The following is a 24,162-nucleotide window of genomic DNA, read 5'->3' on the forward strand; positions in this document are numbered from 1 at the left end:
CCTCCAGGAGCACATCCCCATGACCGCAGAAACAACGACTGAAACCCCGGCCGGCACAGGCGCAGATACAGGCACCCATACAGACGCCACCACACTGCGCCGCCAGGCCGTGGACGCCGCCCTGGCCGACGTGCGCCAGCTGCTGCAGGCCGGCGCGCCCGACCGCAGCATCCTGTCGGCCATCACCGCACGCCTGGAGCAGCTGGCCGCGCACAAGGCCTTGTTCAGCCGCGCGGACTTTCCCCCGCCCGCGCAGACCGAAGGCGTGGGCGCCTCCACGCGCTACCGCCTCAACCCGGCCGATGGCGATGCGGGCCTGGCCCTGTACCTGAACTCCATCAACCCCGGCAAGACCACGGCGCCGCACAACCACACGACCTGGGCCGTGATCGTTGCCGTCGAAGGCCAGGAGCTCAACCGCCTCTACGAGCGCACGGACGACCGCAGCAACCCCGCACGCGCCAGCATCCACCTGGCGCGCGAATTCACCGTGCAGCCGGGCGCCTCCATCGCCTTCCTGCCCGATGACATCCACAGCATTGCCGTCGTGGGCGAGCAGCCCACGCTGCACTTCCATCTCTACGGCCAACCGCTGGAAACCCTGAGCGGCCGCGTGGCCATCGACCCCGACACCGGCGAAGTCAAGAACTACAACGCCGCCTACTTCCGTCCCAGCGAGGCCGTGGCATGAGCATCCCCCAAGACAAGCAACGGCCCCTGGGCCCGTCGACCCGCCTGCTGCACGCAGGCACGCCGCCGCTGCAGGGCGGCTCCGGCCCCGTCAACGTGCCCGTGGTGCGCACCAGCACCGTGCGCTTTGCCGACAGCGCCGCCTACGCCGACCTGCACCACCGCCGCGAGGCCGGCGAGCGTGTGGCCTCCTACGGCCGCCACGGCCTGGACACGCACCGCGCGCTGGAAGACGCCGTGGTCGCGCTGGAGGGCGGGCACCGCGCCTTTCTCACGCCCTCGGGCCTGTCCGCCATCACCCTGGTGCTCATCGCCCTGCTCTCGCCCGGCGACCATGCCCTGGTGGCCGACAGCGTCTACTCGCCCGTGCGCCGCGTGGACGCCACCTTGCTGCAGCGCCTGGGCATCACGCTGGAGTACTTCTCGCCCTCGCGCGACGATCTGGCCGGCAAAATCCGCCCCAACACCCGCCTGGTCTACCTGGAATCGCCCAGCTCCCTGCTCTACGAGGTGCTGGACCTGCCCGCCCTGGCCGCCGTGGCGCGCCAGCACGGCATTGCCGTGGCCACCGACAACACCTGGAGCGGCGGCTGGTTCTACCAGCCCCTGGAGCACGGCGCCAACCTCTCCATCCAGGCCGCGACCAAGTACATCGCCGGCCACTCCGACGTGATGCAGGGCATCGTCATCACCGACGGCCCCGCGCTGTCGAAGAAGATATCCACCGCCTACGAGGCCCTGGGCCTGACCATAGGCGCCGACGACGCCTACCTGGCACTGCGCGGCCTGCGCACCCTGCCCGTGCGCCTGGCCCAGCACCAGCGCCACGCCACCGAAATCGCGCAATGGCTGGAGCATCAGCCCCAGGTCGGCCGCGTCTTCTACCCGGCCCTGCCGTCCGATCCCGGCCATGCGCTGTGGAAGCGGGACTTCAGCGGGGCCAGCGGGCTGGTGTCATTCGCGTTTGCCGAAGGGGTGGATGCCGGTGCCGGCGCCGTGTTCGTTGACTCGTTGCGGCAGTTTGCGCAGGGGGCTTCGTGGGGCGGGTACGAGAGCCTGGCGTTGGTGGCGCAGCCTGAGCGGTTGCGGGAGCACAGTGTGTGGACGGGGACTGCGCCTGTGGTGCGGTTGCATGTGGGGCTGGAGGATCCTTTGGATCTGATTGCGGATCTGGAGAGGGGGTTTGGGGGGGTGGTGGAGCGGTTCAGGCTGGCTGCCTGAGATTTTTTGGGCTCTGCTGCGTTTGCTGCGTTTGCTGCGTTTGCTGCGTTTGCTGCGTGCGCTGCGTTTGCTGCGTGTTGCTGCGCTTGCTGGTTCTGGCCCTGCCGGGGGGTTTCTTTTCGAGGCCGGGTCTCGGCCCGGCGGCCGACCTACTTTCCTTTGTTTCGCCACCGGTACGCCGGCCGAAGGAAAGTAGGCAAAGCAAAGGCGACCCGAATGTCCGCGACCCCTTCGCTTCGCTGCGGGGCAACCTGCGTCGTGGCGGTTGCGGGGTTCGCTGCGGAACTCGCTGCGTTCACTTCGTGAACTCCGCTCAGACAACCGCAGCGAGTCAGATCACGAAGCAGTCCTGTCCTTCGGCAGGACTGCAACCCCGCAACCACCACGCCGCAGGCGCTGACATACGGGGAGTTTGCCCGGGCCTTCGCTTCGCTCGGCCCCTGGTTTGAAGCCGAACGCAGTGATGGCGCCGGCTGTTGGCTGTTGGCTGTTGGCTGTTGGCTGTTCCCCAGCCTCCCCCTTCTGCCCACGCCTGCGTTGGGCGGGATGCGGGGTGGCAAGCCTGCCGAAGGACAGGCTTGCTTCGTCATCTGACTTGCCGCAGTTGTTTGAGCGGCGCGCGAAGCGCAAAGCGAGTTCTGCGGCACACCCCGCATCCCGCCCAACGCAGGTCGCCCGCAGCGAAGCGAAGGGTCGTGGGCAGTGCGGGGCGCGCTTCTTTGCCCACTTTCTTATCGCGCGATAAGAAAGTGGGTCGCCTGCCGGGGCGAGACCCGGCCTCGAAAAACAACCACCCGGCAGGGACAAAAAAAGCAACTCAGACAGGCACCAGCCGAATCCCAGAAGCCCACCCATCCCGCTCCAACTGCTCAACCAACCCAAGCTCCCAATCCAGATAAGCCCGAAACCCCGCATCCCTCAACCCCAGATCCCGATGCGCATAAGGGCTGTACCACTGGTCATCATCCCCCGTCAGCACATCCGCATCCCCCTGCCCCAGCGGCAGCCCGGCAGCAGCCCAGGCAGAAGTGCCACCAACGACGGAACGCACATCGCGCCCCGTGCGCGCCGCCAGTTCGGCCGCCACGCTGCGCGCCAGCACGCCGTCCGGCGAGGTCAGCACCACGACCTGGGCCGGCGGCAGGGCCTGCACGAAGGAGGGCAGACGATCAGGCACGGCAAAGCGCGCACCGGCGATGTGCTGCTTCTCGAAGGCGGGCCGGCTGTCCACGTCGAAGACGATGGCCCGGCCTTCGCCCAGCAGTTCCTGCGCCTGCTGCACGGACAGCTGGGGCGCAGGCGCGTGGGAGGCGAGCACGCGCACGGGTTCGGCGCCGACCTCCAGAGTGGCCAGCGTGGGCGGAACGTAGGTGAAGACTTCCCAGCCCAGCTGGGCCAGCCAGGCGCCGGTGGTGAGGGCGCGCACGCCGTCCCAGTCGGCCAGCACGATGCGTGCGCCGCGCGTGGCCGCGTATTCGTCGGTGGCCTGCACGAGTTGGCCGCCCGGCGCCCAGCGCCAGCCGGGCAGGTGGCCGGCCTGGTATTCCTCGCGGGTGCGCACGTCGAAGCGGTAGAGCGTGCGTTCGGTGGCTTCGGACTCGAAGCGGGCCAGTTCGGCCGCATCAATGGATTGCACGCCCGCGCGCTGTGCCACGCTGGCTGCGCGCTCGCGTGCGGTGGCCAGGGCGACGGCGCCGGGCTCGGGCAGCGGGGTGCGGCGGCCATGGGCGAGCCTGCGGCCGGTGAGCAGCCAGTCCATGGTGCCGTTGCGCAGCGAGACGACCGGGTTGGGAATGCCGGCATCGATCAGGGTCTGCGCGCCCACGATGGAGCGCGTGCGGCCCGCGCAGTTGACGACGACCAGGGTTTGCGGGTCCGGGGCGATTTCGCCGATGCGGTAGACCAGTTCGGCCCCCGGCACGCTCAGGGCAAAGGGCAGGCTGAAGGCCGCGAATTCCTCGGGCGTGCGGCTGTCGACGACGACGATGTTGTCGCCGCGCTGCACGCGCGCGCCCAGCTCGTCCGAGGTGATCCAGGGCGTGTGCTTTTCATGCTCGATGACTTCGCCGAAGGCCTTGCTGGGCACGTTGGTGCCGCTGAAGATTTCCAGCCCTTCGGCCGCCCAGCCTTCGGTGCCGCCTTCGAGCACGGAGACATTGGGCCAGCCCAGGCGCACGAGCTTGGCGGCGGCTTCATGGGCCAGCGTGCCGTCGCCATCCACCAGCACGATGCGCGTGCCGCGGCGCGGCACCAGGCGGTCGATGAGCTGCTCCAGACGCCAGGCCGGGGCGGGCGCCGCGAACAGGATGTGGCGGTGCGCGAAGACACCGGCCTCGCGCACGTCGAGCACGGCGATTTCCTCGCCGTCGGCCAGGGCCTGCCGGAGCGCAGCGGGCGTGACCAGCGCATGGCGAATCGACTTGGGCGGGCCGAAGGTGCGGAAGCTGCCGCCCTCCAGGCTCTCGAAGACCACGCGATCGGGCATGCGCTCCAGGCCGCGCCCGTAGAAGTGCAGGTGCAGGCCGGGTTCCTCGCCGATCAGCTCGATGGTGTGCACGTCGGTGGGCGTGAGCACCACCGAGGTTCCGCTGCCCACATCGACGCTGCGGCCCACCGCCAGGGTGTCGCGCAGCGGGTCGTCGGTCTTGCCGCGCGTGAAGAACACGTTGCGCTCCACGCCTTCGACGCCCGCGATGATGGCCCAGGTGGTGTGGTCATGCGGCGGCTGGGACTTGCCCGGCAGGCCGGTGGACAGGTACAGCGCATAGCGCCCGCCCAGGTCTTCGCCCAGCCGGTAGACCTGGGCCGGGTTGCTGGCCGAGACAGGAAAGTGCGCGTGCGGGAACAGTTCGCGCTGCAGGCCCAGCGCCTCCAGCTCGCGGGCCACGGCCTGCAATTGCTCGGGCGTGGCGTGCTCCGGGTCGGGGAGCAGGCGCCGGGCCGTGGCGATGAAGCCGGTGATGGCGGCCGCGCGGCGGCTGGCCACGTCGCTGCCGCTGAAGTCGATGGAGAGATGGGTCTGTGTCATGGGAGTGCCTGGGAGGACGTTCGCGGGAGGACACGAAGTTAGGCCTCTCCCGCCCCGGCGCCAACGACGCATTGCAGATATGGATATGAGCTTTGGGCACTGCGCGCGCATGCGTGGGGCAAGCGTGACGCACGTTGTGCCGCAGCCGCATATGCATAGCCGCAATGCTTAGTTCACGCCGCGCCAGGAGCCTCCCAGACTGCGGGCATCGACTCTCTGCACTCCGGCACTCCCATGATCCGCACCCCGTCTGCGCTGCGCGCACTGCTGCTTCCCCTGTTCTCCGCCCTGGCGCTGCACGCACCTGCGGCCCTGGCCTCGGCCGACAGCTTTCCGAACAAGCCGGTGCGCATCATCGTGCCCGTGGCGCCCGGGGGCAGCGCCGACAAGCTCACGCGCACGCTGGCCGACAAGCTGGCCGCGCTGTGGGGCCAGTCGGTAGTGGTGGAGAACGTGGCCGGGGCCAGCGGCACCATCGGCGCGGCCAAGGTGGCCAAGGCCGCGCCCGACGGCTACACCCTGCTGCAGCAGGGCGAGGGCCTCACACTCAACGGCCTGCTGTTTGCCCAGCTGCCCTACGACACGCAAAAGGCCTTCACGCCCATCATCAAGGCCGTGGTCAATCCGCAGGTGCTGGTGGTCAACCCCGCCACGGGCCTGAACACGCTGGGCGACTACCTGGCCCGCGCCAAGGCCAAGCCGCAAAGCATCAGCCTGGGCCTGCCCGGCAATGGCGGCATTGCCCATGTGGCGCATGAAATCCTCACGCAGGAGACGGGCGCCAAGGTCAACTACATCCCCTACCCGGGCGGTGGCCCGGCCTCGCTGGACGTGCTGGGCGGCCATACCGACGCCACGCTGATCACGCTGGCCGCCGTGACCGAGTACGTGCGCGCCGGCAAGCTGCGCGCCCTGGCCGTGACCACGCCCTACCGCTCCGACGCCCTGCCCCAGGTACCCACCATGGCCGAGGCCGGCGTGCCCGGCTTCTCGGTGGAAAGCTGGCAGGGCTACTTCGCGCCGGCCGGCACGCCTGCGCCCATCGTCGCCAAGATCAACCGCGACCTGCAGACCGTGCTGCAGGCCCCCGATGTGCGCGCCCAACTGGAGCACATGGGCTTCAAGGTGGCGGGCGGCTCACCGGCCGACCTGGGCCAGAGCCTGCAAAGCGAGCGCCCGCGCTACGCCCGCGCGATCCAGTCGGCGGGGCTGTCGCTGCGCTGAGGTGCAGGCAGGTCCTCAGAGGGGAGAGGGCCGATTGTCCAGGCGCCATTTCTCCCCCTCGGGCGTGCCCGGCACGGGCGGGCGCAGGCCCTGGATGCTCCACAGGCTGAAGGGTGTCTCGTCCACATGCATCTCCCAGCGCAGGCCCCGGTCGGCGATGAAGGGGGACAGCTGCCGCCGCACGCCTTCGAGGAACCGTGTCTTGGTCTCCTCGTCGCGGATCTGCCGCGCGATGTGGTCCACGGAGATGCGCACGAAATCGTCGGCAGGCTCTCCGCCGATGAAGAACGAAGTGCGCGCGACGGCCTCGAACACCACGCCCACGTAAAAGCGCGGCAGGTCGCCGTAGACGGCCGTGATGCGCTGGGCGATGGCCTGTTTGTCTTCATCGCTGAAGGCGTTTTCGGGGTGGTAGATCTTCCACAGGGGCATGGTTTTCTCCGGGTGCAAAAAAGAGGAGGTTTCGGGAAATCCGGGCTGGCGACGCGGCGGGCCGTCAGGCGTCAGGCGGGCTGGCCTGCATCCGCACCCTGGTAGCGCGCTGCCGGCACGCCGCTGAGCGTCAGCGCCTTGACGAGATTGGCGCGCGATTGGTCAAAGTCCAGCCAGGCGGTCGTGCTGCCCAGCGTGGGAAAGCAGATGGCCTCGCCCTGGTCGAGTGCGACCAGGGCCGTATCCACCAAGGTCTCGGGCGACATGAACAGGTGCGCGGGAAACGGCGCGGGCTTGCCGCCGAAGAATTCGGAGTGCACCAGGCTGGGCATCACCGCCTGCACCATGACGCCGCTGGAAGCGAGCTCGGCCTGCAGCGAGCGCGTGAAGTTCAGCACATAGGCCTTGGAGGCGCCGTAGCTGGAGGCGCCCGGCACCGGCATCACGGCCAGGATGGAGCCGATGTTGATCAGCGTGCCCCGGCCGCGCGTGGCGAACAGCCGCGCCGCCGCCAGCGACAGCCGTGTCAGCGCATGGATGTTGACCATGACCATGCGATCGACCTCGCCTGCATCCACCTGGGCGGCCGGGCCCAGGGCACCCAGGCCGGCGCAGTTCACCAGCATGCGGATGTCACGCTCACCCGACAGCAGCGCCGCCACGCGCTGCAGGCCGGCGGCGTCGGCCAGGTCGGCGGCCACCACCTCGACCTCGCGGCCATGCGCGCTGCGCAGGCGCTGCGCCAGCGCCTGCAGCCGGTCCTCGCGGCGGGCCACCAGGATCAGGGAATGGCCCCTGGCGGCCAGGCGGTCTGCGTAGACGGCGCCAATGCCGGATGAGGCGCCAGTGACGATGGCGGTGCCTTGATGCGTGCTCATGGAGGAAGTCCTTGCTTGAAAAGCCGTGGTTGATAGTGGCTCCAAATATAAACTCCAATCATTAGAGTTACAAGCACGCAATCCACCTTTGCGGGCCGGGCTTGCGTTTTGCTGAGACACTCCAGGCCTGCGACAACCGCGAACACACAAGGGAAACCCCATGCGATCCAAGAGCTTCGAGGGCATGGCCTGCTCGATCGCCACCGCGCTGGAGGCCGTAGGCGACCGCTGGGCCATGCTGGTGCTGCGCGACCTGATGCTGGGCCTGAGCCGCTATGACGACCTGAGAAAGTCCACGGACATCACCAACGCCACGCTGACCGACCGCCTGCGCCAGCTGGAGCAGACCGGCCTGGTCGAGCGCCGCCTCTACCAAAGCGGCCCGGACCGCTACGAGTACCTGCTCACGCCCAAGGGCCGCGACCTGTCCCTGGTGATCCAGGCGCTGGCCCAGGTCGGCGATCGGTGGCGCCTGCAGCAGCAGGCCCAGCCGCCCATGCGCTTTGTGCGTGCGCAATCGGGCACGCCCCTGCGGCTGGCGCTGGTGGAGGAGGAATCGGGCCGCAGCGTGCCCTTTTCCGAGCTGCGCGTTGAGGCCGGCCCCGGCGCGGACGACCTGACGCGCTGGCGGCTGTCCAAGCTGGCCGCGCAGGCCAGGACGCCGGCAGCGGCCCCCGGCGCGGATTGAGACCGGCCATGGCCGCGCCCATACCCGGCAAGCGCCCGCAACGCGCCCTGACCTACCGCCGCCACTGCGCGCTGGGCGGCGTGGAAATCCTCAGCGGCCATGCGGTGCAGCACCGCTATCCGCGCCACTTCCACGACACCATGGGCATTGCCGTCATCCACGGCGGCCGCGAGCTGTGCTGGAGCCGGGGCGCCGAGCGCGAGTTCACGGGTGGCGATATCGCGCTGTTCAACGCCGGCGAGATCCACGACGGGCGCCCGGGCGGCGAGCAGGGCTGGACCTACGACATGCTGCATGTCGAGCCCGCCCGCATGCACGCGCTGCTGGGCGTGCGCGATGGCTGGTTCGACGCCGTCAGCCTGCGCGACCCGCAGACCCGGGCCTGCGCCCGGCAGTTGCTGCAAGGCCCGCAGGACGGCCTGGCCGCCGACGAGGCCCTGCTGGCGCTGCTGCGCCGCGTGGTGCACAGCCCCGGCCGGCCGCATGCGCCCGATGGCGCCAGCGCGGCGCTGCTGCGCGAGTTCATCGACGCCCATGCGGACCAGGAGCTGGGCGCCGCGCGGCTGGCCGCCGTCTGCGGGCTCAGTCCCGAGCACGCCATCCGCAGCTTCAGCCGCCACTACGGCATCACGCCCCATGCCTACCACCAGGCCCGCCGCGCCGAAAGCGCCCGCGGCCTGCTGCGCGGCACGCTGGCGCTGAGCGAGGTGGCACTGTCGCTGGGCTTCTACGACCAGAGCCATTTCTCCAACTGGTTCCGCCGCGCGCACGGCGTGGCGCCTTCGCAGTATCGCCAGGCCATGCGGCCCTGAGCGGCCCTGAGCGGCCTTGAGCGGCCCGGCCTGATCAATTCCGTCCAAGACCGCGCGCTGCGGCCTGCCTAAGCTGCCACTCCTCGACAGACAGGAGTGGTGGATGAAGACCCGGACCGTTGGATTTTTCGTCTTTGATGGCGTGGTGCTGCTGGAGTTTGCAGGGCCGCTGCAGGTGTTCGATGTGGCCGCGCGCGTGGCGGTGCGGCGCGGGCTGGCGGCCTCGCCCCCGTTTCAGCCCGTGGTGATCAGCCGCAGCGGCGCCGCCGTGCGCACGCGCGAAGGCGTGGGCATCCAGGCGCAGGCCAGCCTGCAGGACCATCCCCCGCTGGACCTGCTGATCGTGGCCGGCGGCGCGCTGCAGTCCGAACTGGCCGCGCCCGAGGTCGCCGTCTGGCTGCGGCAGGTGGCCGGCAGCAGCGAGGTGACGGGCTCCGTCTGCGTGGGCTCCTTCCTGCTGGGGCGGGCAGGGCTCCTGGACCAGCGCGAGGCCACCACGCACTTCGAGGACACGGAAGACCTGCGCGCCATTGCGCCGGCCGCCCGTGTGAGCGCCGACAGGCTGTGGATCGATGAGGGCGCCATCGTCACCTCGGGCGGGTTTGCGGCGGGCATCGACATGGCCCTGCACCTGGTGGAGCGCCTGCTGGGCGCGGAGGTCGCGGCCGAGACGGCGCGCCAGCTCGAATACCGGCGGCGCAATGCCGCCGACCGGCAAGCGTGACGGGGCCATGCGCATGAACGGAAAGACAAGCTACCTGGCGCTGCTGGCCGTGGGCGGGCTGATCCTGAGCCTGTCCGGTGTGGCCGTGGCTTTCAGCAGCATGGGCACCAGCGCCATGGGCTTTTACCGCATGCTGCTGGGCGGCCTGGGGCTGGCCGGCTTTGCCCTTTGGCGGGGCCTGCGCTGGCGCATGACGCGCCAGGCCCTGCTGTACGCCTGCCTGGCCGGCGCCGCGCTGGCGCTGGACCTGTACTGGTGGCACAAGAGCATACGCATGGTGGGGCCGGGCCTGGGCGCCATCCTGACCAACTGCCAGTCGTTCTTTCTGGCGGGCCTGGCCTGGGCGGTGTTCCGCGAGCGGATCACGGTCGTCTACTTCGTGGCGCTGGTGCTGGCGGCCACCGGCATCCTCATGGTGTCGGGTGCGGGCCTGCCCGTGGCCTCAGTCCCGGATTCGGCGTCCGAGCACTGGCTGGGCGTGGCCCTGGGCCTGGCCTCGGCGGCGGCCTATGCGCTGTGCGTGGTATTCATCAAGAAGGGGCAGACCCCGCCGCACGCCACGCATCCGGCCGTCAACATGGCCGTGCTGTGCGCCGCCGCCGCGCCCTGCCTGCTGGCAGCCGCGTGGCTGGAGGGCGAATCGCTGGCCATTGCCAGTGGGGCCGATTTCGGCACGCTGCTGCTGTACGGCCTGCTGGTGCAGGGCGTGGCCTGGCTCATGGTGAGCACGGCCGTGCCGCATGTGAAGGCCTCGCTGGCCGGCCTCATCCTGCTGGCCGAGCCCATAGGCACCTATGCCATCGACGTGCTGTTCTTCACCGCCCGGCCCACCCCGATGGCGCTGGCCGGCATGGCGCTGACGCTGGCGGCCATCTATGCGGGATCGACCTATGGCGGAGCGCCCTCCGGCGGTGCGCCCTCTGGCGGCGCGCCCGCAAGGCGCATGGCGAAGGCGCAAGGCTCCGGTCACTGACCACGGCGGTCAGCGGCCGGCCCGCTCGCTGCCTGTGCCGCTCACTTGGGCAGCAGCACCTTGTCGATCACGTGGATCACGCCGTTGGACTGGTAGACGTCGGGGATGGTCACCGTGGCCGTGCCGCCCTTTTCATCGGTCAGCATGATCTTGGAGCCGCTGGACTTGGCCACCAGCGTGCCGCCGCTGACGGTCTTGATGCTGGCCATTCCCTTGCCGTCCTTGATCATCTTGGACAGCGCCGCCGCATCCCACTTGCCGGCCACCACGTGGTAGGTCAGCACCGTGGTCAGCGTGCCCTTGTTCTCGGGCTTGAGCAGGGTGTCCACCGTGCCTGCGGGCAGGGCCTCGAAGGCGGCATTGGTGGGCGCGAACACGGTGAACGGACCCGGGCCCTTGAGCGTATCGACCAGGCCCGCCGCCTTGACGGCAGCGACCAGGGTGGTGTGGTCCTTGGAGTTGACGGCGTTGTCGATGATGTCCTTGGACGGCAGCATGGGTGCGCCGCCCACCATCACATCGGCCATGGCGGCCACGGAGGCAGCCGACATCACGATGGCCAGGCCGAACGAGGCCAGCTTGCGGGTGTTTTGAATCGAGACCATGGAATGCTCCTAGCGGGTTGATGACAAGCCGAACGATTCCGGCTGATCTGGATACGCAGCGCAGCGGGGTCTGGATTCAAAAAAGAAAAAGAAACGGCTGCATCCGCAAACCGTTACCTGCGCTTTCAATTGCGGCACATCCAGACCTGCGCGGCCTGCGTACTGCCGGATAGCGGGGACGCATCCCATTCCCCTGGAGCAGGTGGCCACCTCTTCAGTGGAACGCGCTTTCGCCACACCCGTGTGCTTTCGGCCGGAGGCGCATTCTTCACGTTGACCGTTCGCGCCTGCCGCGAACCGAGAGGAACCATCATGTCCGACGAATCAGTGTTGATCGGGGTTTTGCAAAAACGTGCCAAGAAGCTGGAGGACAGGCGCCAGTTCTTCCGCAAGACCAGCGGCGTGGCCGTGGGCATGGCGGGCGGGGTGATCCTGTCCGCCTGCGGCGGTGGCGGGGGCGATGCGAATGCGCAGGCCAACGGGCCCACGGATGCGGAGATCCTGAACTTCGCCCTCAACCTGGAGTATCTGGAGTCGCAGTTCTATCACTACGCAGTGTTCGGCACCGGCCTGCCCGCCAACCTGCAGTCGGGCGTGGGCACGCAGGGCGCCATCACGGGCGGCCGTGCCGTGGCCTTCAAGGACCCCGTGGTGGCGCAGTACGCCAAGGAGATCGCCCAGGACGAGATCGCCCACGTGGCCTTCCTGCGCGCGGCGCTGGGCTCGGCCGCGGTGGCGCAGCCGCAGATCGACATCGGCGGAACCGACCCGAACGGAGCCTTCTCGGTGGCGGCGCGAGCGGCCGGCCTGGTGGGCGCGGGCACGGCCTTCGATCCCTATGCGAGTGACGAGAACTTCCTGCTGGGGGCCTTCATCTTCGAGGACGTGGGCGTCACCGCCTACAAGGGCGCATCGCCGCTGATCACCAACAAGACCTATCTGGAGGCAGCCGCCGGCATCCTGGCCGCCGAGGCCTACCACGCAGGTCTGGTGCGCACGGTGCTGTACGCCAAGGGCCTGGCCACGCCCGCGCTGCGCACGGCGGCAGGCGCCATCTCGGATGCGCGCGACAGCCTGGACGGCTCCACCGACGTGGACCAGGGCATCACGGGGGACGCCACCACGTCCAACATCGTGCCGCTGGATGCCAACGGCATCGCCTACAGCCGCTCGCCGGGCGACGTGCTGAACATCGTGTACCTGACCAAGGACACGGCGACCAAGGGCGGGTTCTTCCCGGCCGGCGTGAACGGCTCGCTGGTGATGAGCAGCGCCTACGCCTGACGCGGACCGCCCGCCTGCCCCGCGCCGGCCGGGGCAGGCGGGCTTCCCCGGGGCTGGCCCGAGACAAGCGTTCCCCTGCCAAGGAGTTGCCATGATGTCCCTTCTGCCTTCCTCATCCGCCCCCCGCACTCCGGCCCGCACGCCACGGCGCCTGAAACCTGCCACCGTGGCGCGCCGCTGCGTGGGCAGCCTGATTGTGCTGGCCGGCGCGGTCATCGTGACCGGAGATCTCGTGGCGCTGTGGCGCGGCGCAGGCACCGATGCCGCACCCGCCGCCGCAGCCATTGCGCCCGCCAGCGGCCTGGTGCCGACCGCTCGATAGGCATCCCCCCTGCAACCGTGTGCCCCCCCGCCGGCGGAAAGGCCCCCATGAACGACACCGTGCTTGCGGCTGAACAGGGCCGCCTCGGCGCCATCGAGCCGGACAACGGCCACGCGGGCACGCCCAGCCTGCCGCAGGTGCATCGCAGCATTGCCGTGCCGCGCGGCGCCGGCCGCTCGGACAACGCGCGCCGCGTGCTGGCGTTTGCCGGGCCCGGCTACATGGTGGCCGTGGGCTACATGGACCCGGGCAACTGGGCCACCTCCATCGCGGGCGGCTCGCAGTTCGGCTACTCGCTGCTGGCGGTGATCTTTGCCTCCAACCTGATGGCCATGCTGTTCCAGGCGGCGGCCGTGCGCCTGGGCCTGGCCAGCGGGCGGGACCTGGCCCAGGCCTGCCGCGCGCAGTTTTCCCCGCGCATCAACCTGGTGCTGTGGTTCTTCTGCGAGATCGCCATCGTGGCCTGCAACCTGGCCGAGGTGCTGGGCATGGCCATCGGCCTGAACCTGCTGTTCGGCCTGCCGCTGGTGGCCGGGGTGTGCATCACGGTGGTGGATGTGATGCTGATCCTGGCGCTGCAAAGCCGGGGCTTTCGCTGCCTGGAGTCGGTGGTGATCGCCCTGGTGGCCGTGATCGGCCTGTGCTTTGCCACCCAGCTCGTGTGGCTGCAGCCGCCCGTGGCGGCCGTGCTGCGCGGGCTGCTGCCGGGCATGGAGATCGTGGCCAATCCGCAGATGCTGTACCTGGCCGTGGGCATCGTGGGGGCCACGGTGATGCCGCACAACCTCTACCTGCATTCGTCCATCGTGCAGACACGCCGGCATGACACCACGCCCCAGGGCACGCGCCAGGCCATCCGCCTGGCCACGCTGGACTCCACGGTGGCGCTGGGGCTGGCGCTGTTCGTGAACGCCGCCATCTTGGTGGTGGCGGCCGGCGCGTTCAACCGGCCCGGCCAGGCGCCGGTGACCGAGCTGTCGGACGCCTACCACCTGCTGTCCCCGCTGCTGGGCGTGGGCATCGCCAGCGCGGTGTTCGGCGTGGCGCTGCTGGCCTCGGGGCTGAGTTCGTCGGTCACGGGCACGCTGGCCGGGCAGATCGTGATGGAAGGCTTCTTGCAGATCCGCCTGTCGCCCGCGCTGCGCGCCCTGCTGACGCGCTGCATTGCCATCGTGCCCGCCGTGGTGGCCACCGCCTGGTACGGCAGCACCGGCGCCAGCGCCCTGCTGGTGTTCAGCCAGGTGGTGCTGAGCCTGCAATTGCCGTTTGCCATCGTGCCGCTGCTGCTGTTCACCACGCGGCGCAAGGCGCTGGGCGAGCTGGCCTTTGGCCCCAGGATGTCGGCGGTGCTGTGGGGCTGCGCGGCCCTGGTGGTGTCGCTGAACCTGTGGATGCTGCAGCGGCTGCTGACGGCCTGATCGCCCGAAGCGGGCATGGCGCCACGCGGCGCCTTCATAGACGTTTTGCTTCTATCAAACGCCGCTCTTGTTCGTTGGTGGCTTGCCGCGAAGTTCTTAGATTGGTGCCTATAGCCACCAACCCGCGAATTCTCCGCAAGGACGACGACATGACAGCCCTCACTTTGGAAACCGCCCTGCCCCAGGCTCTGGAAGAGGCGCAGGAACACGCCCGCGCACAGGGGCTGGGCCACGCAGGCGGCGTGCGCCCGCCCGTGGCCTGGGCGCTGGTGCAGGCTGGCCAGGCCGTGCTGGTCGATGTGCGCACGGCCGAGGAACGCAAGTTCGTCGGGCAGGTGCCCGATACCCTGCACGTGCCCTGGGCCACGGGCACGGCGCTGACGCGCAACCCGCGCTTTGCCCGCGAGCTGGAAGCGCGCCTGGCACCGCACGGCGGCAAGGAGGCCGTGGCCCTGCTGCTGTGCCGCAGCGGCAAGCGCTCGGTGCTGGCGGCCCAGGTGGCCGCCCAGGCCGGGTTCGCCCATGTGTTCAACGTGCTCGAAGGCTTCGAGGGCGAGATCGACGCGCGGCAGCAGCGCGGCAAAAACGACGGCTGGCGCTTCCACGGCCTGCCCTGGATTCAAGACTGAAGGAGCATGCAGATGGCCAGTTTCGACATTGCCGGACTCACCCAGAACCTGCATGCGGCGCGCCGCGAGTGGCGCGAGGCCCACGGCCGCACCCAGGAGCCCGGGGCGCGCGAGTTTCCCTCGCGCGACGCGCTTTCCACCCTCATCGACCAGCTCAAGGCAGCCCTGTTTCCCATGCGCCTGGGCCCGCACGACCTGCGCCAGGAAAGCGAGGACATCTTCGTGGCCCACCAGCTGGACTCGGCCCTGCATGCGCTGCTGGGCCAGATACGGCTGGAGCTGCGGCTGTCCGCGCCCCACACGGCAGCGGGCGCCGATGCCATGGCGCTGGACATCGCACGCGCCTTTGCCGAGTCCCTGCCCCAGATCCGCCGCCTGCTCGACAGCGATGTGCTGGCCGCCTTCCAGGGCGATCCCGCCGCGCGCAGCGTGGACGAGGTGCTGCTGTGCTATCCGGGCGTGCTGGCCATGATCCACCACCGCCTGGCCCATCAGCTGTACCTGCTGGAGCAGCCGCTGCTGGCGCGCATCGTGGCCGAGCTGTCGCATGCGCAGACGGGCATCGACATCCACCCGGGCGCGAAGATCGGGCGGGGCTTTTTCATGGACCACGGCACGGGCGTGGTGATCGGCGAGACCGCCGTGATCGGCGAGCGCGTGCGGCTGTACCAGGCCGTCACCCTGGGCGCCAAGCGCTTTCCCACCGATGAGAACGGCCACCTGCGCAAGGGCCTGGCGCGCCATCCGGTGGTGGAGGACGACGTGGTCATCTACGCGGGCGCCACCATCCTGGGCCGCGTCACGCTGGGGCGCGGCGCCGTCATCGGCGGCAATGTCTGGGTGACCGAGGACGTGCCGCCCGGCGCCCATGTCACCCAGGCCCATGCGCGCGAGCACGCGCAGCAGCCCCGGGAGGTGGCCCTATGAGCACCCGTCTTGTCACCAGCTTCGGCATTGCCGTGCGCCAGGCGCGCGAGGCCCATGGCTGGTCGCAGGAGCGGCTGGCCGAGCACTCGGACCTGAACCGCTCCTACGTGGGCGAGATAGAGCGCGGCCGCGTCATCGCCTCGCTGCTGACCGTGGAGAAGCTGGCCGTCTCGCTGGGCGTGCAGCCCTCGGCCCTGGTCATGCGCGGCGAGACCGTGGCCCACGACCAGCTGGTGCGCGGCCTGCGCTTGGCGGCTATAGCATGTTGAAGACATGTGCGCGGGCCGGGACACTGGCCCTGTTTTCCCTCCTTCCCCTTCCCTTTTTCCTGAACTGATCACGGAGTCTGCACATGTCGGCAACAGTGGGCGGCACGACCGCGCTAGGCGACAACGCCGCGCGGCAACTGGCCAACGCAACCAAAACCGTTCCCCAGCTTTCGACCATCAGCCCGCGCTGGCTGACGCACCTGCTGCAATGGTCGCCGGTGGAGGCGGGCATCTACCGCCTCAACCGCGTCAAGAACCCGGAGGCCATCAAGGTCACCTGCACGGCCAAGCAGGAAGACAACCAGCTGCCGCGCACCTATGTGGACTACGAGGAGCAGCCGCGCGAGTACTTCCTCAACGCCGTCTCCACCATCCTGGATGTGCACACGCGCATCTCCGACCTCTACAGCAGCCCGCATGACCAGATCAAGGAACAGCTGCGCCTGACCATCGAGACCATCAAGGAGAACCAGGAAAGCGAGCTGATCAACAACCCCGACTACGGCCTGCTGGCCCAGGTCACGGACGAGCAGCGCATCTTCCCGCTGACCGGCGCGCCCACGCCCGACGACCTGGACGAGCTGCTGACCAAGGTCTGGAAGGAGCCCGCCTTCTTCCTGACCCATCCGCTGGCCATTGCCGCCTTCGGCCGCGAGGCCACGCGCCGCGGCACGCCGCCGCCCACGGTCAGCCTGTTCGGCTCGCAGTTCATCACCTGGCGCGGCATTCCGCTGATCCCCTCGGACAAGGTGCCCGTGGCCGATGGCAAGAGCAAGATCCTGCTGCTGCGCGTGGGCGACAAGCGCCAGGGCGTGGTCGGCCTGTACCAGCCCGGCCTGCCGGGCGAGCAGAGCCCGGGCCTGTCGGTGCGCTTCATGGGCATCAACAACCATGCCATCGCGTCCTACCTGATCTCGCTGTACTGCTCGCTGGCCGTGCTCACGCCCGACGCGCTGGCCGTGCTCGACGATGTCGAGATCGGCAAGTACCACGACTATCCCGACACCTACAAGTAAAGAGGCCGGGCGTTGACCGTGTCTGCAATCACCTCCGTGGCGCCCCAGGCGCCCTTCGACCCCGAGGCGCTGGCGCGCATGGCCAACGCCTTGTTCTCCGCCGCACCGGGATCGGCTCCTGCCCTGCCGGGTCTTCCGGGTCTTCCCGGCCTGCCTGCTGGCGTGCAGGCCCCCGTGAACGTGGCGCCGCCCGGCTCGCCGCTGGCCAGCCCCGCAGGCCTGGGCCCCGGCGTGCCGGGCACGCCCATCCCGCAGGGCCAGGCGCCGGGCAGCAACCTGCTGCCGGCCTCGCCCGCGCCGCTGGCCTCGCTGGCCCACCGCGCGCCCGCGCTGCTGCCCCATGCCCAGGCAGGCAACGGCATGCCCGACCATGTCGTGAGCGCCCTGCCCGCCTACGAGCCGCGCCTGGGATCGCAGGTGCTGGGCGTGCCCCAGCGCCAGGGCGATCCGCTGGATGCGCTGGCCGCGCTCCCGTTCACGGCACCTGCTGCACCTGCTGCACCTGCTGCACCTGCGTCACCCGCCGTGCCGCGCATCGGCGTGCCCACCGAAGGGCCCGGCATTGCGTCCACCGTGCCTTCGGCCGAGCCGCGCTTTTACTTTGTCGATCCCGTAGTGCTGCCCGCCGGCTACACCACGCCGGCCCATCCGCTGCAGCGCCAGCAGGCTTCGCACGGGGCAAGGCATGGCACGGCCGGCGTGCAGGCGCCCTTCGACGTGCATGCCGTTCGCCGGGACTTTCCCATCCTGTCCGAGCGCGTCAACGGCCGTCCGCTGGCCTGGCTGGACAACGCGGCCACCACGCACAAGCCGCGCGCGGTGATAGAGCGCATCCGCCACTTCTACGAACACGAGAACTCCAACATCCACCGCGCAGCCCATGAATTGGCCGCGCGCGCCACCGACGCCTACGAGGGCGCGCGCGAGCGCGTGCGCCGCTTCATCAACGCGCCCGACGTGAACGAGGTCATCTTCGTGCGCGGCACCACCGAGGCCATCAACCTCGTGGCCAAGAGCTGGGGCTGGCAGCATGTGGGCGAGGGCGACGAGATCATCGTCTCCCACCTGGAGCACCACGCCAACATCGTGCCCTGGCAGCAACTGGCGGCCGCCAAGGGCGCGAAGATCCGCGTGATCCCGGTGGACGACTCGGGCCAGGTGCTCATCGATGAATACCGCAGGCTGCTGAACCCGCGCACCAAGATCGTCTCCGTCACCCAGGTCTCCAACGCGCTGGGCACGGTCGTGCCCGTGCAGCAGATCGTGGAGCTGGCCCACCAGGCGGGCGCCCGGGCCCTGGTCGATGGCGCGCAGTCGGTCTCGCACATGGCCGTGGACGTGCAGGCCATCGGCGCGGACTTCTTCGTGTTCTCGGGCCACAAGGTCTTCGGCCCCACGGGCATCGGCGTGGTCTGGGGACGGCGCGAGGTGCTGGAGGACATGCCGCCCTGGCAGGGCGGCGGCAACATGATCGCCGACGTGACCTTCGAGAAAACCGTCTACCAGCCCCTGCCCAACACCTTCGAGGCCGGCACCGGCAACATTGCCGACGCCGTGGGCCTGGGCGCCGCCATCGACTACGTGCAGGCCCTGGGCATGGAGCGCATCGCGCGCTACGAGCACGATCTGCTGCAGTACGGCACACAGGCGCTGGCGCCCATTCCCGGCCTGCGCCTGATCGGCACGGCGGCCGACAAGGCCAGCGTGCTGTCCTTCGTGCTCAAGGGCTGGACCACGGCCGAGGTGGGCGAGGCGCTCAACGCCGAAGGCATCGCCGTGCGCACCGGCCACCACTGCGCACAGCCCATCCTCAGGCGCTTCGGCGTGGAGACCACGGTGCGGCCCTCGCTGGCCTTCTACAACACCACCGAGGAAATCGACCGGCTGGCGGCCGTGGTGCAGGGGCTGGCGGCGCGCAGGCGGGGTTGATTGCCTGCCGCCAGGCTGGCGGGCCGCTAGCCGGCCAGCCTGGCCAGGGCCGCACGCAGGATGGATGCGTCATCGCGCTCCTGCACCACCACATCGGGCGTCACGCCCTTTCCTTCCAGATTGCTGCCCAAAGGGGACACCCAGTAGCCACTGGTGTACTTGACTACCCCGCGAGGTACGGGCCTGAGGGTGCGGATATAGGCCATGCCCAAGGTCTTGCGTCCGACGATGGATGCACGCCCGTGGTCCTGCAGCGCGGCCGCAACGATTTCCGCCCCCGAGGCTGTGTCCTCGTCCACCAGAACGGCAAGGGGCAGGGCACGCACTTCGGCAGGCAGCTTCGCCAGAGGATCGGACGCACCGGATGCCGCGTATTCGGACACCGTCGCCCGGTACTCGCGGCGTTCGGACTGTGCCGATCCCTCGGAGCGGATGACCACGGCATCGGGCGCAAGAAACATGGCGGCGACGCCAATGGCCTCCGTCACCAGGCCGCCCTGATTGCCGCGCAGGTCGAGGATGAGCGACTTGAACGGCTGGTCGCTCCAGGCACTCCTCAAGATCTCCGCCACGGTATCCAGGGACTTGGTCTGGAAGTCGGGCAGCTTCAGCCTCATGACAGCGGCCACCGGACGGTCTGCCTCTATGGCCGCTTTCTTGATGGGCTTGCGCGCCACTTGGATATTGTGCAGTGACATGCTGGATTCCCGAGCCACCGTCAAGGTGGCGGTACTGTCCAGCGCCCCACCGAGGCCGCGGACCAGGGATTCAAGCGACGAGCCCACCACGCCCACGCCATCCAGGGCGATCAACTGGTCCCCCGCGCGCACGCCGGCCTCCATGGCCGGCCCACCCTTGATGGGTTTGAGCATCATCTTGCCCTCGCGCAAACTCAGCACCAGACCCAGAGCCGCCTGCGGCGTCGGTATGCCAATGCGCAAACGCTCGTACTCCTCGATGGAGAAGTATTCACCCGCGCCAGGATCGGCACCGCGGACCATTCCCTTGGTGGCAGCGATGATCAGATCACGGCCATTTGTCTTGTGGATGAGATCGTCCTGCAGCATCTGGTACACGGTGGCCAGATTCGCCAGCTCTTCCTTTGGAAGAGGCCTGGAAGGCTGTGCGCAGCCTACCAACGATATTGACGCCAAAACCGTCGCACACATGCTGCGGACAACCGTGGTGCATTCCATGTTCTACCTTCCTCGCTCCAGATGAATGTGGGGCGATTGTCCGGCATCCGCTGACGGCCTTGCAGCCTACTCCGCGCGCGCCCCCGACACCCGCACCTGCTCGGCCGGCACAGGCAACATTGCCGACGCCGTGGGCCTGGGCGCCGCCATCGACTACGTGCAGGCCCTGGGCATGGAGCGCATCGCGCGCTACGAGCACGATCTGCTGCAGTACGGCACGCAGGCGCTGGCGCCTATCCCCGGCCTGCGCCTGATCGGCACGGCGGCCGACAAGGCCAGCGTGCTGTCCTTCGTGCTCAAGGGCTGGACCACGGCCGAGGTGGGCGAGGCGCTCAACGCTGAAGGCATCGCCGTGCGCACCGGCCACCACTGCGCCCAGCCCATCCTGCGGCGCTTCGGCGTGGAGACCACGGTGCGGCCCTCGCTGGCCTTCTACAACACCACCGAGGAAATCGACCGGCTGGCGGCCGTGGTGCAGGGGCTGGCGGCGCGCAGGCGGGGTTGAGCCCCGGGCTCAGCCCAGGCGTCTTGCAAAGGCGTCGCCCATGGTGGCCGTGCCCAGGTGGCCGTGCCCAGGCGGCCGCCACGTCGTTGGCGCCGCTTGCGCCAGGTGTGCCGCATGCCGGCCCCGGTGGCCATGCCGCGCCACGGCAGCGGACGGAACACGGCATTGGAGTCATGAAAAAGCATTGCCAAAATAAGAATGATCCTATGGATTTTCATAAATCATAGGAATAGACTTTGGAGCACGCCCATCAAACTCTCCTGCATCGTTTCCGGTTTCATTCATATGAAAAAAATCAGATATTTTCTCATTCCGGCAACGCTTTGCTTTTCTGTAAGCTCCATTTATGGAGGCATGTTTACCCCGGCAGTATCCATCGTCCAATTACCGGAAATCATCAACGTTCCCGCAGGAAATATCATGAATGGATCGGTGCTATGGGAATCGCCCATGGTCAAATCCACTCTCGACACAATTTCCTACAGTGTGCTTTCGGGGCCATCTTCAGAAATATGGCCCCAAATCATGAACCCCACTACGCTGGACGGCGATATCTACTCCACATCTTTGCGCGGAATAGGAATCCGTTGGCGTGCCACATGGAAAGCCAGGAATTTCCCCAATGGCAAAACCATGTCCATCACCACTACGTCCAACAATTCAGGAGCCACGGGATGGCAAAAGGATGATGTACATGAGCAAACCATATGGATGCAACTCATCAAGACAGGCGCCGTTCAATCGGGAACTTTCAGCGTCAGCAGCTATGCAACCGCCCGGTTTGACTGCAATAGCCTTTGCAATATCTGGTCCGTGATGGCGGCCGGCAGCACCGTGGTGCGCACAGGCGCCAGTTGCCGGGTGAAGACGAGCAACATCGCCGTGAACCTGCAGCGAGTCAACAGGTCACAGTTCAACGGGATAGGCGCTACCTCCGCGCCCCAGTCATTCGATCTGGAACTGATCTGCACCGGGGGCGAAGCCAATTCCACCCTGCGCCCGTTCGTCACGCTCACGGATGCCAACGATGCCGCCAACCGCTCCGATGTGCTGACGGTGACCGGAGGGGCTGCCGGCATCGGCATCCAGATCCGCAGCAGCGACAAGGTCATCAGCTACGGCGAGGACTCCGCCAACTTCGGCAATCCCAACCAGTGGCAGGCGGGCATCATCACCCCAAACACCAGCAACCACGTGATTCCATTGACGGCGCGCTATGTCCAGACCCAGCCCTCCGTCACCACGGGCCTGGCCAACGGACGGGCCACCTTCACGCTCAATTACCAGTGACCTGCCAGTGACACGCTGGCTGCATTGCGGCCGTGCAGGCGACCGTGCCGATCCTGCGCTGCCGCACCCGGCTGCGCTCACTCGGCTCTGGCCCCCGACACCCGCACCTGCTCGGCCGCCACGGGCATCTGCTCGCGCACGAAGCGCCAGAACGCGTCCACGCCCATGGGCTTGACGGGCAGCGAGCCTTGGTCGATGAACTGCTTTTGCACCTCGGGATTGCGCAGCGCCGTGGCCAATGCGCCGTTCAGGCGCTCCAGCGCCGCGCGTGGCGTGCCGGCCGGGGCAACCAAGCCGTACCAGGAGTCGGTGTAGAAGCCCTTGACGCCTGCTTCCTCGAAGGTGGGCACATCGGGCAGGGCCGGCAGGCGCTGGCGCGAGGCCACGGCCAGGGCGCGCAGCTTGCTCGAGCGGATGAAGGGGATGGCACCGGTGGTGAGCACGAAGTCCACGCGGCCCGCCATCAGGTCGGTCATGGCCGGGGCTGTGCCCTTGTAGGGGATGTGGGTGACATCCACGCCCGTGAGCTGCTTGAAGCTGGCGCCGGCCAGGTGCTGGCTGGAGCCCACGCCGCCCGAGCCGTAGTTGAGCTGGCCCGGCCTGGCGCGCGCCGCCTCCAGCAGATCGTTGACCGAGCGCAGCGGCGAGGCCACGGGCACCAGCAGCACGCTGGGCGAGGTGGTGATCATGCCGATGGGCGCGAAGTCCTTGAGCGGGTCGTGGTTGAGCTTGGCGTAGAGCGCGGAGTTCAGGCCGTGCGAGGCCACGGTGGCCAGCATGATGGTGTTGCCATCGGGCCTTGCGCGGGCCGCCGCGTCGCTGCCCAGGTTGCCGCCTGCACCGGCCCGGTTGTCTATGGTGATGGGCTGGCCCAGGGCCTCGCTCATGCGCGTGGCTGCCAGCCGCGCCACGTTGTCGGAAGGGCCGCCCGCAGGCCAGCCCACGATGAGGGTGATGGGGCCTTGCGCCAGGGCCGGCAGGGCCAGGGCGCACAGGGCCAGCGCAGCCAGGCTGCGGCGCGACAGACAGTGCATGGCGGTCGTCCTTGTGAATTCAAAGGTTGGCATGGGCATGGCCTTCAGGGCTTTCCGTCCTGCCAGGGCATCTCGGTCCAGAGCTTGCGAAAGCCGGCCTCGGTGCGCTCCAGCTCGGCCGCGTAGGCCGGTGGCGCCAGATAGCGCAGCGGCGCGTACATGGCCTCGGCCTGCTGCCTGAACTGCGGGTCGGCCGCGATGGCGGCCACGGCATCGACCAGCTTTTTGCGCACGCCTTCGGGCAAGCCCTTGGGCGCGGCCAGGCCGCGCAGGGAGGCCAGCTCGATATCGATGCCCTGCTCCTTGAACGTAGGCACCTGCGGCGCCAGCGAGCTGCGCGCGGCCGACATCTGGCCCAGCAGGCGGATGGGAGTGCCGCCCTTCTGGTAGGCCAGCACCTCGCCCACGTTGATGGCGCCGATGGTGATCTGCTGGCCCGTGGCGGCGGCGCGCACCTCGCCCGCGCCCTTGTAGGGCACATGGGTGAGCTGCGTGCCCGTGGCCTTGGCGAACAGCAGCATGGCCAGGTGGTCGTCCGAGCCCGTGCCCGTGGTGCCCACGGTCACGGCGCCGGGGTTGGCCCGGGCGTAGGCGGCCAGGCCGGCCAGCGTGGTGATGGCGTTGCTGTTGTGGATGGCAAAGCCGCCCGGGTCGTCCACCAGGTTGCCCAGCAGGTCGTACTGGCTCCAGTGGAAGCTGCTCTTGCGCTCGATGGGGATGGTCAGCACGTTGGGCGTGTTGATGAAGCCGATGGTGTAGCCATCCGGCTTGGCCCGCGCCAGCTCGCCAAAGCCGATGCCGCCGCCCGCGCCGGGGCGGTTGAGCACGACCACGCTGCCGCCCAGCTTCTTTTCCAGATGGCGGGCCAGCAGCCGCGCCACCAGGTCGGTGCCGCCGCCGGGCCCGTAGGCCACGATCATCTCGATGTTGCGCGAGGGATAGGGGGCCTCGCCCTGAGTCTGGGCCTGGGCCAGGGCCGGCAGCGCCATGCAGGCGGCGGCCAGGCCTGCGCACAATGCGCGCCTTGCTTGCTGTGTCATCTTTGTCTCCTGGGTCGCCTCTTGCAGT

The 24,162-nt window shown here is 68.8% G+C and carries 23 protein-coding genes and 1 pseudogene; 17 read left to right on the top strand and 7 right to left on the bottom strand.

All coding sequences use genetic code 11. The annotated features are described in order from the left end of the window. Positions 1-19 precede the first annotated feature (19 nt). Positions 20-691 (top strand): cysteine dioxygenase family protein, encoded by a 672-nt coding sequence (locus BO996_RS27455; RefSeq protein WP_071956876.1) that lies wholly within the window; start codon positions 20-22, stop codon positions 689-691. After that, the gene (metC, locus tag BO996_RS27460) at positions 688-1,911 is read left to right on the top strand and encodes a cystathionine beta-lyase (protein ID WP_071956877.1); all 1,224 of its coding nucleotides are present in this window, start codon (positions 688-690) and stop codon (positions 1,909-1,911) included. The genes BO996_RS27455 and metC overlap by 4 nt, the downstream gene beginning before the upstream one ends. Before the next feature lie 817 nt (positions 1,912-2,728). On the opposite strand, the gene BO996_RS27465 is transcribed toward metC, so the two are convergent. Next, complete coding sequence (locus BO996_RS27465) at positions 2,729-4,939, bottom strand: rhodanese-like domain-containing protein (RefSeq protein ID WP_071956878.1); 2,211 nt, start codon at positions 4,937-4,939, stop codon at positions 2,729-2,731. Between the two features lie 234 nt (positions 4,940-5,173). Between BO996_RS27465 and BO996_RS27470 the strand changes: the two genes are divergently transcribed. Then, complete coding sequence (locus tag BO996_RS27470; protein ID WP_012207573.1) at positions 5,174-6,163, top strand: tripartite tricarboxylate transporter substrate binding protein; 990 nt, start codon at positions 5,174-5,176, stop codon at positions 6,161-6,163. A 15-nt stretch (positions 6,164-6,178) separates the two neighbouring features. Here the strand turns inward: BO996_RS27470 and BO996_RS27475 are convergent, their stop codons facing one another. Beyond that, positions 6,179-6,595, bottom strand: coding sequence for a tautomerase family protein (locus BO996_RS27475; RefSeq protein WP_013800576.1), 417 nt, complete (start codon positions 6,593-6,595; stop codon positions 6,179-6,181). Between the two features lie 71 nt (positions 6,596-6,666). Continuing rightward, complete coding sequence (locus BO996_RS27480; protein WP_071956879.1) at positions 6,667-7,473, bottom strand: SDR family NAD(P)-dependent oxidoreductase; 807 nt, start codon at positions 7,471-7,473, stop codon at positions 6,667-6,669. A 160-nt stretch (positions 7,474-7,633) separates the two neighbouring features. Between BO996_RS27480 and BO996_RS27485 the strand changes: the two genes are divergently transcribed. The 4 genes from BO996_RS27485 (at position 7,634) to BO996_RS27500 (ending at position 10,670) form a co-directional block, all read left to right on the top strand. Then, entirely contained in the window at positions 7,634-8,161 is a 528-nt protein-coding gene (locus BO996_RS27485; RefSeq protein WP_043824381.1) for a winged helix-turn-helix transcriptional regulator, read from the top strand. Between the two features lie 8 nt (positions 8,162-8,169). Continuing rightward, the gene (locus tag BO996_RS27490) at positions 8,170-8,973 is read left to right on the top strand and encodes a helix-turn-helix transcriptional regulator (protein WP_071956880.1); all 804 of its coding nucleotides are present in this window, start codon (positions 8,170-8,172) and stop codon (positions 8,971-8,973) included. Positions 8,974-9,076: 103 nt separating this feature from the next. Beyond that, positions 9,077-9,697 (top strand): GlxA family transcriptional regulator, encoded by a 621-nt coding sequence (locus BO996_RS27495; RefSeq protein WP_071956881.1) that lies wholly within the window; start codon positions 9,077-9,079, stop codon positions 9,695-9,697. A 13-nt stretch (positions 9,698-9,710) separates the two neighbouring features. Next, the gene (locus BO996_RS27500) at positions 9,711-10,670 is read left to right on the top strand and encodes a DMT family transporter (protein ID WP_232240427.1); all 960 of its coding nucleotides are present in this window, start codon (positions 9,711-9,713) and stop codon (positions 10,668-10,670) included. Between the two features lie 41 nt (positions 10,671-10,711). Here BO996_RS27500 and BO996_RS27505 read toward each other — a convergent pair whose 3' ends face one another. Then, positions 10,712-11,275, bottom strand: coding sequence for a fasciclin domain-containing protein (locus BO996_RS27505; RefSeq protein WP_013800571.1), 564 nt, complete (start codon positions 11,273-11,275; stop codon positions 10,712-10,714). A gap of 312 nt (positions 11,276-11,587) precedes the next feature. On the opposite strand from BO996_RS27505, the gene BO996_RS27510 reads away from it, so the two are divergent. The 8 genes from BO996_RS27510 (at position 11,588) to BO996_RS27545 (ending at position 19,069) form a co-directional block, all read left to right on the top strand. Continuing rightward, positions 11,588-12,559: a ferritin-like domain-containing protein gene (locus BO996_RS27510; protein WP_065348051.1), complete on the top strand. Its 972-nt coding sequence runs from the start codon at positions 11,588-11,590 to the stop codon at positions 12,557-12,559. 91 nt (positions 12,560-12,650) lie between these two features. Further along, positions 12,651-12,881: a hypothetical protein gene (locus tag BO996_RS27515; RefSeq protein WP_071956883.1), complete on the top strand. Its 231-nt coding sequence runs from the start codon at positions 12,651-12,653 to the stop codon at positions 12,879-12,881. A gap of 47 nt (positions 12,882-12,928) precedes the next feature. Further along, on the top strand, positions 12,929-14,299 hold the full coding sequence (locus BO996_RS27520; RefSeq protein ID WP_071956884.1) for an Nramp family divalent metal transporter: 1,371 nt from the start codon (positions 12,929-12,931) through the stop codon (positions 14,297-14,299). 149 nt (positions 14,300-14,448) lie between these two features. After that, complete coding sequence (locus tag BO996_RS27525; protein ID WP_071956885.1) at positions 14,449-14,928, top strand: rhodanese-like domain-containing protein; 480 nt, start codon at positions 14,449-14,451, stop codon at positions 14,926-14,928. 12 nt (positions 14,929-14,940) lie between these two features. Further along, positions 14,941-15,855: a serine O-acetyltransferase EpsC gene (epsC, locus tag BO996_RS27530; protein ID WP_071957232.1), complete on the top strand. Its 915-nt coding sequence runs from the start codon at positions 14,941-14,943 to the stop codon at positions 15,853-15,855. Then, positions 15,852-16,124, top strand: coding sequence for a helix-turn-helix domain-containing protein (locus tag BO996_RS27535; protein WP_012207587.1), 273 nt, complete (start codon positions 15,852-15,854; stop codon positions 16,122-16,124). The genes epsC and BO996_RS27535 overlap by 4 nt, the downstream gene beginning before the upstream one ends. Before the next feature lie 83 nt (positions 16,125-16,207). Then, positions 16,208-17,140 (top strand): family 2A encapsulin nanocompartment shell protein, encoded by a 933-nt coding sequence (locus BO996_RS27540; protein ID WP_013800566.1) that lies wholly within the window; start codon positions 16,208-16,210, stop codon positions 17,138-17,140. A 12-nt stretch (positions 17,141-17,152) separates the two neighbouring features. Continuing rightward, positions 17,153-19,069 (top strand): family 2A encapsulin nanocompartment cargo protein cysteine desulfurase, encoded by a 1,917-nt coding sequence (locus BO996_RS27545; protein ID WP_071956886.1) that lies wholly within the window; start codon positions 17,153-17,155, stop codon positions 19,067-19,069. 26 nt (positions 19,070-19,095) lie between these two features. On the opposite strand, the gene BO996_RS27550 is transcribed toward BO996_RS27545, so the two are convergent. After that, positions 19,096-20,136 carry a S41 family peptidase gene (locus BO996_RS27550; RefSeq protein ID WP_232240559.1) on the bottom strand — a complete coding sequence of 347 codons (1,041 nt, stop codon included), beginning with the start codon at positions 20,134-20,136 and terminating at the stop codon, positions 19,096-19,098. Positions 20,137-20,365: 229 nt separating this feature from the next. Between BO996_RS27550 and BO996_RS27555 the strand changes: the two are divergent. Beyond that, positions 20,366-20,770 (top strand): annotated as a pseudogene (locus BO996_RS27555) (aminotransferase class V-fold PLP-dependent enzyme); the annotation flags it as partial. A 285-nt stretch (positions 20,771-21,055) separates the two neighbouring features. Further along, complete coding sequence (locus BO996_RS27560) at positions 21,056-22,060, top strand: fimbrial protein (protein ID WP_232240428.1); 1,005 nt, start codon at positions 21,056-21,058, stop codon at positions 22,058-22,060. Between the two features lie 77 nt (positions 22,061-22,137). On the opposite strand, the gene BO996_RS27565 is transcribed toward BO996_RS27560, so the two are convergent. Together BO996_RS27565 and BO996_RS27570 are read right to left on the bottom strand one after the other, a co-directional pair. After that, entirely contained in the window at positions 22,138-23,094 is a 957-nt protein-coding gene (locus tag BO996_RS27565; RefSeq protein ID WP_071956889.1) for a Bug family tripartite tricarboxylate transporter substrate binding protein, read from the bottom strand. 44 nt (positions 23,095-23,138) lie between these two features. Continuing rightward, the gene (locus BO996_RS27570) at positions 23,139-24,134 is read right to left on the bottom strand and encodes a tripartite tricarboxylate transporter substrate binding protein (protein ID WP_043824367.1); all 996 of its coding nucleotides are present in this window, start codon (positions 24,132-24,134) and stop codon (positions 23,139-23,141) included. Positions 24,135-24,162 lie beyond the last annotated feature (28 nt).

Origin of the sequence: Delftia sp. HK171 (genome assembly GCF_001886655.1) — a bacterium.
In the GTDB taxonomy this organism is placed as follows: domain Bacteria; phylum Pseudomonadota; class Gammaproteobacteria; order Burkholderiales; family Burkholderiaceae_C; genus Comamonas; species Comamonas acidovorans.